Origin of the sequence: Streptomyces sp. NPDC006879 (genome assembly GCF_042869595.1) — a bacterium.
GTDB lineage: Bacteria > Actinomycetota > Actinomycetes > Streptomycetales > Streptomycetaceae > Streptomyces.
The window spans coordinates 1-12,271 of the sequence record NZ_JBIAGC010000039.1 but is presented as its reverse complement, the minus strand read 5'-3'; the positions used below and the strand labels follow the sequence as shown (position 1 = coordinate 12,271).

The following is a 12,271-nucleotide window of genomic DNA, read 5'->3' as shown; positions in this document are numbered from 1 at the left end:
GCGGCTCAGGCCAGCCCGAACAAGCGCCGCCACCACGACGGCCGTCGCCGGTGGCCGCTGTGCCCGGAACGGGTCGGCGGTTGCGGCGGTGGCGCCGCCACCGGCTGCTGACCCGACTCTTGGGGTTCGCTGCCAGTCTGCGCGGGGATCGCCTCGGGCACATGGGCCGGACGCGGGGTGAAGTGCACGGGCAACGACCGCAGATGACGAGACATCAGGGTGCCGCGCCACTTCAGTTCACTCTCCTGCACAGCGAGTTGCAGGTCCGGCAGCCGGGCGAGGAGCACCTCGATGCCGGTGTCCGCGATGGCCCGTCCGATGTCCTGCCCCGGGCACTCGTGCGGGCCGCTGCTGAAGGCCAGGTGTGACCGGTTGCCGTGGACTGAGGCGGAGGGGTCGGGTCGGATACGGGGGTCGACGTTGCCGGCGGCCAGACCGAGCAACAGCATGTCCCCGGACTTGATGTGCTTGCCGCCCAGCACGGTGTCACCGGTCGCCCAGCGTCCGATGATCGTGTTGATGGGAGGCTCGTCCCACAGCACCTGCTCCAGCGCGTCGGGCAGCGTCATGTGTCCGCCCGAGAGGCTGGCGCGGAACCGTTCGTCGGTGAGCACGATCCGCAGGGTGTTCGCCACCAGGTTGGCAGTGGTCTCGTAGGCCGCGATCAGCACCACCCGCAGGTGCATCAGCACTTCGGTGTCGGTCAGGTTCGACGGATGCTCCAGCAGCCAGGAGGCGAGGTCCCGGGCGGGTTTCTCCTTGCGCTCCTTGACCAGCTGGTCCAGTGTCGCGGTGACGTACTGGTCGCTCTGGAGCGCGGTCTCGGTGCCCTGGAGCATGTCTCGCGCGGCGCGCACCAACTGTGGTCCGTACTCGTCGGGTGCCCCGGCCAGTTGGGTCATGACGAGCATCGGAAGTTGATCGGCGAACGCGGCTACCAGGTCGGCCTGCCCGTCGCTGGTGAAGGAGTCGATCAACTGGTGTGCGAACCGCGTCACATGTCGGCGGATTCCGCGCCGGTCGAAGCGTTGCAACGACTCCACCACGGCGTCCCGCAGCCGTTCGTGTACCGGACCGTCCGTGAAGTTGCAGACCGGCACCCAGGAGACCATCGGACCGAGAGGGTGGTCCGGGCCGACCCGCCCCTCCCGCATTTCCCGCCATCCGCGCGGGTCGCGGGCGAAACGGGAGGACGTGCGGGCCACGTCCAGGTTCTCCCGGTGGCCGAGGACCAACCACGCGGGCAGTTCGCCGTGGACCAGGACGGGGGCCACCGAGCCGTGTTCGGCGCGCAGCTCCTCGTACAGGGCCATCGGGTCTTCTTCGGCCTGGGGACCGTAGAGCCGCCGCAGTTCACCGGAACCGAAGTGGTGGGCCGGGCAGTTGGGCGGCGGGGTCGGGGTGGTACTCACGAAGCCTCCGGGGTTACGGCCAGGGAGTGCAGGTAGCGCATGAGGGTCAACAGGACGTCGCGTGCGGAGTCCCGGCGTCTGGCGTCGCAGACGAGTATCGGAACGGCGGCGGGCAGGTCCAGTGCCCCACGTAGCTCTTCAAGGGGGTAGTCGGGCGCGTCGGGGAAGGTGTTGACAGCCACCACGAACGGCACACCGCGCTCCTCCAGCCGGCCGATCACATCGAAACTGACCTCCAGCCTGCGGGTGTCGACGAGCACCACGCCACCGAGCGCACCTTCGAAGAGGCCGCGCCACAGGAACCAGAAGCGTTCCTGGCCAGGGGTGCCGAAGAGGTAGAGGACCAGTTCGTCATTGATGCTGATGCGGCCGAAGTCCATGGCCACGGTGGTGGTGGTCTTGCGGGCCAGGCCTCTGGTGTCATCCACCCCGACGCCGGCCTTGGTCATCGTCTCCTCGGTGGTCAGCGGTCGGATCTCGCTCACCGAACCGACGAGCGTCGTCTTGCCCACGCCGAAGCCCCCGACGATGACCACCTTGACGGCAGCGGCGGCCGTCTGGGGAAGTATGTCCTCGCGCCGCGGCCCGGCTTTCGGCTCAGAGCTTCTGTAATCCATCGATGACTGCCTCGATCAGTGCGCGGTCGGGGAGCTGTGCTGCGGCTACGGGTGGGCGCGCCTGCACCCGCCGGTCGGTGAGCAGATCGCTGACCAGGACGGTCACCACGCTCACCGGCAGCCCGATGTAGGCGGAGATCTCCGCTACGGACAGGGGGGCATGGCACATCCGCAAGATCGCGGCGTGCTCCGGCTGCATCTCCGGCTTGGCCGCGGACTTCGCCACGACCAGCGTGACGAGGTCGAGGCGGGTGGAGGTGGAGGGGCCGCTGCGACCGCCGGTGATGACGTAGAGCCGCTCGGGGCTGTGGTCCTCCCAGCGAGGGGCTGAGTCGCTCACCCGGTCGGTCCGTCGTGGCGCGGGGGACTGCTCAGGTGTTCTCCAATCCGGATGACGAGATCGCGCATTCGCTGTCCCATCAGCCCGGCGTCCACACCTTCGTCCGCCAGGACGGCGAGATAGGAGCCTGCGGCGGCAGCCATCAGGTAGAAGAATCCGCCATCCATTTCGATCACCACCAGCCGCATCCGCCCTTCGGAGTACGGAAGTTCCGAGGCGACCGCGCCGGCCAGGCTCTGCAGGCCCGCGCAGGCGGCGGCCAGCCGGTCGGCGGTGTCCGGGTCGGCTCCGTACTGGGCGACACACAGGCCGTCCGCGGACAGGACAATCACCTGACGTGTCTGCGGTACACCGCTGGCCAGGTCCTTGAGCATCCAGTCCATGCTGCTTCGCTGTTGCATCACTGCTCGGTTCCCTTGTTCCGTGTACCCGACGAGCCCTCGTTGCCACGGCTGGGTTGGTCGGACAGGCCGTTGTGGAATGCCGCCAGCCACATGCCGGGGCCGGCGTCCGGCGCGGGCGACGGCGCCGCGTTGGCCGGGGTGAAGGGCTCACTGGCGCGGGCCTTGCGACGGCGCTGCGGCAGGCCGCTGGGCGTGCGCTCGGCGACGAACGGGGTCTCGTCCTCCTCGATGACCGAGGTGGGCGCGGCGACGGGGGCGGGCGCGGGGGCCAGAGGGCGTTCGGGTTGCTGCCGGCCACCGGGGCTGGCGGCCCGTGGCCCTGAGGAGGTGCCGATCCCGTGCGCGAGACCGGTCGCAGCCGACGTGGTGGTGATCAGGTCCTGCGGGACGATCAGCACGGCGCGCACACCACCGTAGGCGGAGGAACGCAGGGCGATCTGGAATCCGTACGCCTGGGCCAGCCGACCGACGACCGCGAGGCCGAGCCTTGGGGTTTCGCCCAGGTCGTTGAGGTCGATGCCGGACTGGGCCTGGCGGAGCATCTGTTCGGCGCGTCGGCGCGCCTCTTCGCTCATGTTCACGCCGCCGTCCTCGATCTCCACCGCGATGCCCGACTGGACCTCGACGGCGGTGAGGTGGACCCGGGTGTGTGGCGGGGAGTACCGGGTGGCGTTGTCCAGCAGCTCGGCCAGGGCATGGATGAGCGGTTCGACGGCGGGCCCGACGACGGCGACTTCGGAGACGGAGTGCAGTTCGACGCGCTGGTAGTCGATGATCCGGGACATGGCGCCGCGCAGGACGCTGTACAGCGGAACCGCCCTGCTCCATTGACGGCCGGGCCGCGCGCCACCGAGCACGGAGATGGAGTCGGCGAGCCGGCCGATCAGGGCCGTGCCGTGGTCCAGCCGCAGCAGGTCCCCGAAGACCTCCGGGTTGCGACCGTGGCGGTCCTCCATCTCTCGCATTTCCTGAGCCTGCTGGTGGACGATCGCCTGGACCCGGCGGGCGATGTTGACGAAGGCCCGTTGGGCGGACTCGCGCAGGTTCTCTTCCGCGTCGACGGCATCGACCACGCGGGCGAGCACCGTCTGTAGGGTGGCGCGGAACTCAGGCGTGAGCGAGGGGTCGTGGTCGCGGCGGGCGTCGCGTTCGGCGAGGGAGTTGAGTACCTCATCGGGGAACTCACCGCGACGCATCCGCTCGATGGCCTCGGGCAGCACCGTCTCGGCGAGTCGTGCGGCTTCTGCCTCCTGACTCGATAACGCGCGCCTGAGAGCGACCACTTCCGCGCGCTGACCGGCCACCACGCCGCCACGGCGGACCGCTTCGGCCACAACGGCGGCGGTCAGGACTCCCCCGGCGGCGATCCAGAGTGCCGGTGTGGATCCCGAGGAGGACAACAGCGCACCGACGAGGCAGGCGGCTGCCGCGAGGACGGCCGCGGGGAGCAGCCAGCTGTTGCTTGCGGGGGGGTAGGCGGCTTCGGGCGGGGAATCTTCTGGGGCCATCGACATCCTCAACCATCGAAAGGAGCAAACACGTTGATCGATGGGCGGGAGCATAACGGCGCCCAGCCAACGGAGTCGGCCGTTTCTGCGCAGTTCATCAGACCGGGGAAGCAACGCCTCCGGTGCTTGTCGGTAAGGCGACGATTTTCCGTCAAACCATATCTTCCGGGCTCGCCGCCCCCCGGCACGCTCGGCCGGGCTCCTTCCGGGGCTGGCCGCCCGGCTCGGTGGTGACCCGCCCCGGCCCCCGCGCATGCCGCGGATCAGGCTCCAGGCCGGCCGGCCGGCGCCCGCGAGCACGTTTGCGGTGGTCCCGGCGTCGGTGGCATTCGCCCTGCACATGCCGGAGGCAAGGCCTTGCAGCCTGGCCGATGGAACCGTCGCCGACCGTTCCCGCCGGACGCCGCCGGTGTGGCCACGAGAGGGCCCAGAGGGCTGAAGCCCTTAGGGCGCATCAGTTGGAAGAGCCCGAAGAGGGAGCGCGAACACAGGAGAACGACTCTCGAATTTGCGAACACTCGCTCCATTCATTTCGGTCAACATGGAAAATCTTTGGCCGTCGGTGCGACGAGAACGTGTATCCAAGGGCTGTCCGGTGTCCAGGACGGCTGAACGGTGTCCCGATGCACCTCGTACGCGGCACGGCTCACCCCCAGAGCCGGACCCGCCAGGTCACGCTGGCCCGGAGCCCGTCGGCGAGCTTCGGATCGCGCACGGAAGGCGTGCGGTCCTCCACCCGGACCGTCAGTCGATGCGTCCGCCGGTCGAACCAGCGCAGCGGCAACTGGGCGACCGACACCCGGGTGCGGCCGGCGAGGTACGACAGCTCCTTGCCATCCAGGTACCAACGCACCGCGGGTTGCACGGCGTGGGCACCGACGAGTCTGGTGACGTCCACCCGGGCGGTGTGCCAGCCCTGCAACGGGCGGCTGGTTGGGGTGCGGGCGGTGACGGGTTTCGCGTGCCGGTAGAAGCCCGCGATCATGGCTTCGGTGCCGGGGAGGTTGAAGGGCTTACCCAAGGCGCGCATAAGGGAGTTCTCGGTGGGCCGGTAGAGCCCCCGCACGTAGTAACCGGCGCCCTCGTAGGCGCCGACCGTCCCGCCGTCGGGAGAGGGCACACCCAGCCAGCGGAACCACTTGGCCTTGCGGACGGCGAGTTCCTGGGCAGTCAGCGTGGACAGGTTGCGCTCCGCGGGCGCACCGCCCGGGTACTGTTCGTAGTCAGCCGAGCCAAGGTAGAAGTACTCGTCGGCCAGCTTGCCCAACGAGTGGCCGGTCTCGTGGACCGCCACCTGTCCCGAACTCTCGTGACCGGCGGATGCGGTGGCGATGCCCTCGTAGCCGAGTTCCGCGCTGGGCTCGTTGTAGCCGGCGCCACCGTACTTGGCGCTGTTGGCGAGTACGAGGACGAGATCGGCCTCCGGCGCCTTGGCTATGTACCCGTCCGTCTTCTCCTGGTCGATGCACAACAGGCGTTCGATGCCCTCACACCAGAAGAAGGCCCCCAGGGCCGTATCGCGGACGCTGTTCGCTCCCGGGTCTCCGGACACCCCGGACTCGCGGGAGACCGCGTCAACGGCCCAGACGTTGAAGAGGCCGCGGTACGTCGCGTACGGCTCGACGGCAGAGATCTCCTGCCACTTGCGCAGCGCGTCCTGGTGGAACTGGTCCAGCCCCGCGGCCGTGTAACCGTCACCGATCACCACGATGTCGAGCCGGTCGGCAGTGGGCCCGTTGTCCACCAGTTTGCTGACCCGGCCGTCAGCCGCCCGCCCCGAAGCACTGAGACCGGCCTGTCTCCCGGCTCGTTCTTCGCGCGGCCAGACGCGCACATGCCCGGATCCGGCGCGCTCCCCGTTCTCGGGCCCCGGGATCTCGACCTCGACTCCACCACGTGCCTGCCGCCCCTCCGACTGCGGGGCGGCGGTGCCGGGCGGGGTAGTGACAGCGACCACTGCGGCGGCCGTGGCGACGGCAATCACCACTGACCTCGTCGTTCTGCGCATGCGTGTGCCCACGCTTCCTCCCGGCCAAGACGTTAAGAAGAGAGTTAAATTTGCTGAACTGATTGGTTAAGTTAGAGGGGCGCGCAGGGCGATGCAATGCCCAACCAACCCTGAATACTTCTGAGTTCACGCAACCGAGGGACCGTCATGGACGAACCTGCCGAAATCGGCCGCAGAGTGCTGCAGATGCGCAGCACAGCAGGTCTGACGCAACGTCAACTTGCTGAACCGGCATACACCTCCGCCTACATCTCCACCCTGGAGGCCGGCAAGGTCCGCCCCTCAGAGAAGGCACTGCGCTTCCTCGCCCGTCGACTCGGTACGTCCTACGAGGAACTGACCACCGGGCGACCCGCCCATCTGGCCACCGAGCTGCGACTCGCCCTCACCGAGGCCCAACGGGAGTTGGCCACCGGCACCACCGAGAGAGCCGTCGTCCACTATCGCCGCACCCTGGCCGAGGCCGTACGTCTGGAGCTGGTGCCCGAGCAAGCCGAGGCGCTCCTCGGGCTCGGCGACTGCGCCCTGGAGAGCGGCGAACTCGATCTCGCACGGGCCCACTTCGAAGCGTCCGAGAAACTGCTGGCGCAGGAGCCACTCCCGCGCCGCGCCCGCCCCATCAGGGGCAGGGCCGTGGCCCACCTGCTGGCCGGAGAACTCCGCTATGCCTGCTACCTACTGGAATCCACCATCGAGGAACTCAACACCAGCGGCCTGGCCGATCCCGAGGCGCTGGTGTTGCTCTACGCAGCCGTGATCGGTCCATACATCGACATGGGCGCGCACGCGCGGGCCGCTCATGCCGCCGAGCTCGCCCTGGCCCTCGCCCCGAAGGTCGACAATCCCACCCTGGTGGCGGGCATGCACCGGCAGGTGGCGCGGACCTTCCTCGCCGAAGGACGGGTCGCCGACGCCGACGCCGCCCTTGCCGACGCGCAGAGCGTCTACCGCCAGCTACGGCTGCGCACCGACCTCGCCCACTGCCACTGGATGCGCGGGTACGTGCAGGCACAGAACGGCGAACTGGCCCTTGCTGAAGTCGAACTTCGCACGGCCCGCGACATCCTCAGGGCGAAGGGAGCAGCGCTCTACACCGCCCAGGTGGAGGTGGAGCTCGCCGATGTCCTGCGGCGCCTGGGGCACCACGCACAGGCTGGCGAACTCCTCGCGAAGTTGGTGGACTTGAGCGAGGGGCACGGTGCAGTCCATGCCGGCGGCGCACACCGACTCCTCGGCTTGATCTGCGAGGAGCGCGGGGAGGCGGAGCGGGCCGAGGAACACTATGTGAAGGCCCTTGCGCTACTGGAGCGCAGCGGGGCCAGCGGGGACCTGGCCGACCTGTGCCGACTGCTGGGCGACCTGCTGCGGCGCAGCGGGCGTACCGAAGCCGCACTGGACGTCTACCGCACCGGGCTGGGTCACCGGGCCTCCCCCGGCACCACCACCCTGGGACCCGCGCCCACCGCGCCTCGCCTGCCCACGATGTGATCCTGACACCGGCGGTAGGGGTGGCGGTCCCACCCCTACCGAGCCGGTGCTGCGGCCTGGAGTCGGGTTGCCCGAGACCAATGCCGCGAGGTCAGGGGACGTCAGTGGTCGGAGTAGCTGAAGTCACCTACGGTCCAGGCATTCACGTCCTCAATCGCAATGCGGTACATTCCGCCGGTTTCAGGGATTCCCAGTGCGCCCTGGAGGATCCGGGCCACGTGGAAGTGCAGGTACGAGGGAGCCGTGGCGGCCCTGGCGGGCTGACCTGCCCCCTCGAAGACGGGGGCGAACGTCCCCAGGTGCTCCGAATCGCCCAGCACTTCGGCGACCCGCTGGCGCCACAGGGTTTCCGGAGCGAGCCGACCGGTGATCACGGCCCCTTGGGCCACCACGGTGAGCGACATCTGACTGGTGTGCTCCGACTCGACCTTGGCAGCGAGAGAGACGAGCAGCTCATCAGGCTTCGACATGAGCCCGGATCTTACAAGCAGGTCGACCGACTCGCCGGTTGTGCCGTGCGCTCGCGAACGGCTTGAAGCCCGGCTTGCGCCCACCGGCGGCGCCCGAGGCGCGCCCACCGCGTGAACACGATGACGGCGCAACGCCGCGCACGTCGATTCGAGTGGACCGGCACCGAGCCGGCCGTGTCCGCACGAGCCGGCTACTAGGAAGCGACAGAGTGGTCGATATACATGCGATCTGGCACGCCCTCACCCTCGCCGGTTCCATGGCCTGGGACATCACCTGGGCCCTCATCCTCGGCTTCGCTCTGTCCCCCGTGCCCACCTGATCACCGAGCGGACCGGTCTGCCCATCTCCGTCGGAGCTACTGGGCTGCTACGGCAGCAGCCGCCGACGGAGGACCAGGCCGAGTTCGGTGACGCCTGGAACCCGACGAGCTTCCCGGCCGCGCTGGTCTCCGCGGCGCACGTCGAGCGTGACGAAGATGGCCGCGAGGTGGAGGGCATGACCGCGCAGGCGGTGCAGGATCTCCTGGACGGCTGGCACGTCGCGGAGTCCAACAGCCTGTTCGCGGCGGCATGGCAGCGCAGCAGATCAACCGTGCGACGGCCTCGGAGCTGGGAAAAGGCTGATCGCTGACGAGCACCTGCGCGCCGAGCTGGAGCTGTGCGACCGGTAGCGCATCTCGCACTTCACCGGCTCGGCGGCAAAAACGCTCTACCTCTGGCTCCGGGACTGCGACGGCTAGGGAACACCCCGGCAAGCCGCCACCCTCATTCAGTTCAGATCGCTGACTCAAACACCGAAAGGCGGAAGACACTCCGATCGGATGAACGCTCCGACGTTCTGTCCGCGCCTCGGGTTATTGACGGCGATCGTGGCCAGTAGACCGCCACCGGTGCACGGTGGCCTCACTCCAAGGACGTACACATGGCTGGCTGGAGCTACGAAGACCGAGGAACACCGGGCGATGTCTTCGAGGTCAACAGCATCGTGGTGATCCCGGACCCGCCGGAGGCCAAAGACCTACTGATCAAGTCTCCGGACAGCTCCGTCAAGTCCCCGACGCCGAGACCTATGTCGATATCACGGTGAAGCTCGGATTGATCAAGCTCTCTCACAAACAGCAGCTGCTGTCGGAACTCCTCGGGGAGTGGGGCGCCTCGGTGCCCACCAAGACCGACCCGTTCACCCTGGAGCTGTCCCGAAAGCTGGCGAAGGACACCCCCCGGGGCAAGTTCACGATCCCGGCCGACGGCTACACCGGGGCCGACGAGGATGCCTTCTGCCTGGAGTTCACGACTTTATGACGCCGCCGACATGACCTGCAAGGACGGCCAGCAGGGTGACGCAGGGGCAGCCGGCTCTTTCCCATAGCTCTGCCGCCTGCCTTACCACGGTGGCATCGAATCTGGTGGGGAACCAGGACCCGACGACCATGGGAGCGGAATGGTGCCTGCGCCGGACCGCACACGAAGGCCACCATCCTCGCCACCACCAGTCCGTTGACCAGGGAAATCTCAGAAGTCCACCTGGCTTACTAGGTGTTCGATCGCGGCCACCGCAGGAAAGTCAGCAGATGTCGGCTTGAGGGAATAGGACGCAGTGACCGAGCACGGTATGGCTGATCGCGACGCTTCAGACGGGACGGGTTTGGGCGTGGCGGACCATGGCGTCCCGCGTGCCCGCGCGGTGACGGAGGACCAGCTGGACGGACGGCTGTTCGGTGACGGGCCCGGCGACTGGCGGCAAGGCGACGGGGCGGCGCGTGCAGTGCCGCGGCACGTAGCTTGCGTGATGGACGGCAACGGCCGTTGGGCGCAGCGGCGTTCGCTTCCCCGCACCGCTGGCCATCGGGCTGCTGAGAGCACCGTCATCGACGTCATCGAGGCGGCCCGGGCCGCCGGTGTTGAGTGGCTGAGCCTGTACGCGTTCTCTACCGAGAACTGGAACCGTCCTGGCGTCGAGGTCGATTATCTGATGCGGCTGGTGCGCCGGGTCGTGCGCAAGCATGCGCCGTTGCTGTTGGCCCGTGGCATCCGCTGTCGTTTCCTGGGGGTCGCCGACCCGCGTATCCCCCGTGTACTGGCCCAGGTTCTCAAGGATCTGGCGACGCTGACGGCCGACAACCGAGGGATGACGCTGACCGTTGCCTTCGACCACGGGGGGCGTCGGGACATCGTCGAGGCCGCAAGGTCGCTTATCCGCAGCAGGACGCCTGCCGATCAGGTGACCGAGCGGCTCTTCGCGGACCACCTGCCGTTTCCCGATACTCCCGACGTGGACCTGGTCATCCGCACCTCCGGCGAGCAGCGCATCTCCAACTTCATGCTCTGGCAGGTCGCCTACGCAGAGTGGGTCTTCCCCGAGGTGCTCTGGCCGGACTTCCGGGCCCCCGACTTCCTCGCCTGCCTGCACACCTACCGGCGCCGCGACCGCCGCTTCGGCGGCGTCGCCCCCCGGACGAACGGAGACCCGTCATGACCACCGGAACCACGACAACGGCCGACGAAACACCCCTGTTCGGGCCGGAATCGCAGTTCGGCGCCTTCTTCGACGACCCGCGCTGGGCGCTGGCCATAGTCCGCGCCACCGTGCTGGAGGCCGCGCACCCGCAGATCGGCGGCGCCCTCGTCGACAACTCCACCTTCGTCGCCCACCCCTGGCGCCGGCTGCGCAACACCTTCCTGAGCATGCGGCGCATGTTCGGCAACGACCCGGCGGTACGCGAGAGGGAGGCCGCGCGGCTCAACCGGCTGCACGCCCGCATGAGCGGCACCGACTCCCGCGGCCGCTCCTACGACGCCATGGACCGCGCGACCCGCGCCTGGGTGGTCGCCACCCTGTTCGAGAGCGCCGTCACCATGTGCCGGCTCAGTGGCCAGCCGCTCGACCAGGACACCATGGAGCGGATGTACGCCGAGTACCGCACCTTCCTGGCAGCACTCGACGGCGACGCCACCGAACTTCCCGAAGAGCTGAACGACTTCTGGCCGTACTTCGACCGGGTCGTCGAAAACGAGCTGGAGAACACCGAGGCAGCCCGCGTCATCCTCTACCGGCTCTTCGACCACCTGCCCGCCCCCGCCCTGCTCAACGGGGCGCCGACACTGTGGGCGGCCGGCCGCGCGGTTGCCGGCCCGATCCTGGGCGCGATCACCGTCGCCTCGCTCCCCGAACCGTACCGGCGCCGGGCCGGCCTGCCCGAGATGCCCGGCGCCGCGGCCCTGATGCAGGGCGCCTACCTCGCTGCCGGGCTCGCCCGCTTCCTGCCTCAGGGCTGGATCAACGCCGAGAGCATCATCGAAGCCCTCTCCCTGTCGCCCGACAGCGACGATCCCCGCGCCCGGACCGTCGCCGCCCTGGCCGCCCGTATGAAGCGGGCATCGGCCCTGCTCCGCCTGATCACGCCGCTGGGCGGCGGCGCTGATCCTGGCCCGGCGCCTTCGGCGGGTACTGGAGAGGGCCGGCGTTCGGCGGAGGAGTTCTTCCGCAAGGTGCTGGACCAGACCGGCGACGGGTACCTGGACTGGCCCGACCTCGCCGCCATGGCCCGCGAACTGTCCACCCGTCTCGACCTGGACGAACCCGAGGAGAGCCGGCTCTACGACGCCTTCGCCGCCTGGTGGCGCGAACTCCAGGCCGCCCTCGACACCGACGGCGACGGCCGCGTCAGCGCTGAGGAATACGCCGGCGCCGTCCCCTCCCTCTCCGGACCCGCGCTCATCCGCGTCGCCGAGGTCCTCTTCGAAGCCACCGACAAGGACAACAGCGGGAGCATCGACGCCGACGAATACCGGGCCCTGTTCCGCACCGCCTTCCACCGCGACCTCACCACCACCGACGGCACCTACGGCCGGAGCGCTTTCGTAGGCGACTTCCTCTCCTTCATGTCCGGCCGCCGCACGAGCTCGCAGTACGACCCGCTCCTCGCCGACGCCTAGTAGTGCTTGGTCAGGTCGTGTTTGGTGGTGCGTGTCCTTCGGGTTGTGTGTCGCGTTGTGGGTGTGTGACTCCGGACGAAATGGCTGC

At 68.8% G+C, this 12,271-nt stretch carries 12 protein-coding genes; 4 read left to right on the top strand and 8 right to left on the bottom strand.

Going from position 1 to position 12,271, the window contains the following annotated elements:
• Nucleotides 1–5: 5 nt before the first annotated feature.
• The 6 genes from ACFYMC_RS23535 to ACFYMC_RS23510 form a co-directional block, all read right to left on the bottom strand.
• Nucleotides 6–1,412, bottom strand: coding sequence for a cytochrome P450 (locus tag ACFYMC_RS23535; RefSeq protein ID WP_388528547.1), 1,407 nt, complete (start codon nucleotides 1,410–1,412; stop codon nucleotides 6–8).
• Nucleotides 1,409–2,029: an ATP/GTP-binding protein gene (locus ACFYMC_RS23530; protein ID WP_388528545.1), complete on the bottom strand. Its 621-nt coding sequence runs from the start codon at nucleotides 2,027–2,029 to the stop codon at nucleotides 1,409–1,411. The genes ACFYMC_RS23535 and ACFYMC_RS23530 overlap by 4 nt, the downstream gene beginning before the upstream one ends.
• Complete coding sequence (locus ACFYMC_RS23525; RefSeq protein WP_388528543.1) at nucleotides 2,010–2,369, bottom strand: DUF742 domain-containing protein; 360 nt, start codon at nucleotides 2,367–2,369, stop codon at nucleotides 2,010–2,012. Before ACFYMC_RS23525 ends, ACFYMC_RS23530 begins: the two co-directional genes overlap by 20 nt.
• The gene (locus ACFYMC_RS23520) at nucleotides 2,366–2,770 is read right to left on the bottom strand and encodes a roadblock/LC7 domain-containing protein (RefSeq protein WP_388528541.1); all 405 of its coding nucleotides are present in this window, start codon (nucleotides 2,768–2,770) and stop codon (nucleotides 2,366–2,368) included. Before ACFYMC_RS23520 ends, ACFYMC_RS23525 begins: the two co-directional genes overlap by 4 nt.
• A complete protein-coding gene (locus tag ACFYMC_RS23515; RefSeq protein ID WP_388528539.1) occupies nucleotides 2,770–4,281 on the bottom strand; it encodes a sensor histidine kinase in 1,512 nt (503 codons plus the stop codon). Before ACFYMC_RS23515 ends, ACFYMC_RS23520 begins: the two co-directional genes overlap by 1 nt.
• Before the next feature lie 646 nt (nucleotides 4,282–4,927).
• On the bottom strand, nucleotides 4,928–6,289 hold the full coding sequence (locus ACFYMC_RS23510; protein ID WP_388528537.1) for a M64 family metallopeptidase: 1,362 nt from the start codon (nucleotides 6,287–6,289) through the stop codon (nucleotides 4,928–4,930).
• 147 nt (nucleotides 6,290–6,436) lie between these two features.
• Between ACFYMC_RS23510 and ACFYMC_RS23505 the strand changes: the two genes are divergently transcribed.
• Complete coding sequence (locus tag ACFYMC_RS23505) at nucleotides 6,437–7,777, top strand: helix-turn-helix domain-containing protein (protein WP_388528535.1); 1,341 nt, start codon at nucleotides 6,437–6,439, stop codon at nucleotides 7,775–7,777.
• 101 nt (nucleotides 7,778–7,878) lie between these two features.
• Here ACFYMC_RS23505 and ACFYMC_RS23500 read toward each other — a convergent pair whose 3' ends face one another.
• Both ACFYMC_RS23500 and ACFYMC_RS23495 read right to left on the bottom strand, forming a co-directional pair.
• Nucleotides 7,879–8,247: a hypothetical protein gene (locus tag ACFYMC_RS23500; protein ID WP_388528533.1), complete on the bottom strand. Its 369-nt coding sequence runs from the start codon at nucleotides 8,245–8,247 to the stop codon at nucleotides 7,879–7,881.
• Nucleotides 8,248–8,614: 367 nt separating this feature from the next.
• Nucleotides 8,615–8,785 carry a hypothetical protein gene (locus ACFYMC_RS23495; RefSeq protein WP_388528531.1) on the bottom strand — a complete coding sequence of 57 codons (171 nt, stop codon included), beginning with the start codon at nucleotides 8,783–8,785 and terminating at the stop codon, nucleotides 8,615–8,617.
• 359 nt (nucleotides 8,786–9,144) lie between these two features.
• On the opposite strand from ACFYMC_RS23495, the gene ACFYMC_RS23490 reads away from it, so the two are divergent.
• The 3 genes from ACFYMC_RS23490 to ACFYMC_RS23480 all read left to right on the top strand — a co-directional run bounded on the left by ACFYMC_RS23490 (nucleotide 9,145) and on the right by ACFYMC_RS23480 (nucleotide 12,183).
• The gene (locus ACFYMC_RS23490) at nucleotides 9,145–9,549 is read left to right on the top strand and encodes an ML domain-containing protein (RefSeq protein ID WP_388528530.1); all 405 of its coding nucleotides are present in this window, start codon (nucleotides 9,145–9,147) and stop codon (nucleotides 9,547–9,549) included.
• Between the two features lie 487 nt (nucleotides 9,550–10,036).
• Nucleotides 10,037–10,723, top strand: a complete 687-nt coding sequence (gene uppS / locus ACFYMC_RS23485) for a polyprenyl diphosphate synthase (protein WP_388528623.1) — start codon at nucleotides 10,037–10,039, stop codon at nucleotides 10,721–10,723.
• Nucleotides 10,720–12,183 (top strand): oxygenase MpaB family protein, encoded by a 1,464-nt coding sequence (locus tag ACFYMC_RS23480; RefSeq protein ID WP_388528528.1) that lies wholly within the window; start codon nucleotides 10,720–10,722, stop codon nucleotides 12,181–12,183. Before uppS ends, ACFYMC_RS23480 begins: the two co-directional genes overlap by 4 nt.
• The last annotated feature ends 88 nt before the right edge of the window (nucleotides 12,184–12,271 follow it).

Coding starts and splice junctions, on each gene's coding strand:
- ACFYMC_RS23530 (WP_388528545.1), bottom strand. CDS start 2,029: ATGGATTACAGAAGCTCTGAGCCGAAAGCCGGGCCGCGGCGCGAGGAC.
- ACFYMC_RS23500 (WP_388528533.1), bottom strand. CDS start 8,247: ATGTCGAAGCCTGATGAGCTGCTCGTCTCTCTCGCTGCCAAGGTCGAG.
- uppS (WP_388528623.1), top strand. CDS start 10,037: ATGGACGGCAACGGCCGTTGGGCGCAGCGGCGTTCGCTTCCCCGCACC.
- ACFYMC_RS23515 (WP_388528539.1), bottom strand. CDS start 4,281: ATGGCCCCAGAAGATTCCCCGCCCGAAGCCGCCTACCCCCCCGCAAGC.
- ACFYMC_RS23510 (WP_388528537.1), bottom strand. CDS start 6,289: ATGCGCAGAACGACGAGGTCAGTGGTGATTGCCGTCGCCACGGCCGCC.
- ACFYMC_RS23520 (WP_388528541.1), bottom strand. CDS start 2,770: ATGCAACAGCGAAGCAGCATGGACTGGATGCTCAAGGACCTGGCCAGC.
- ACFYMC_RS23480 (WP_388528528.1), top strand. CDS start 10,720: ATGACCACCGGAACCACGACAACGGCCGACGAAACACCCCTGTTCGGG.
- ACFYMC_RS23505 (WP_388528535.1), top strand. CDS start 6,437: ATGGACGAACCTGCCGAAATCGGCCGCAGAGTGCTGCAGATGCGCAGC.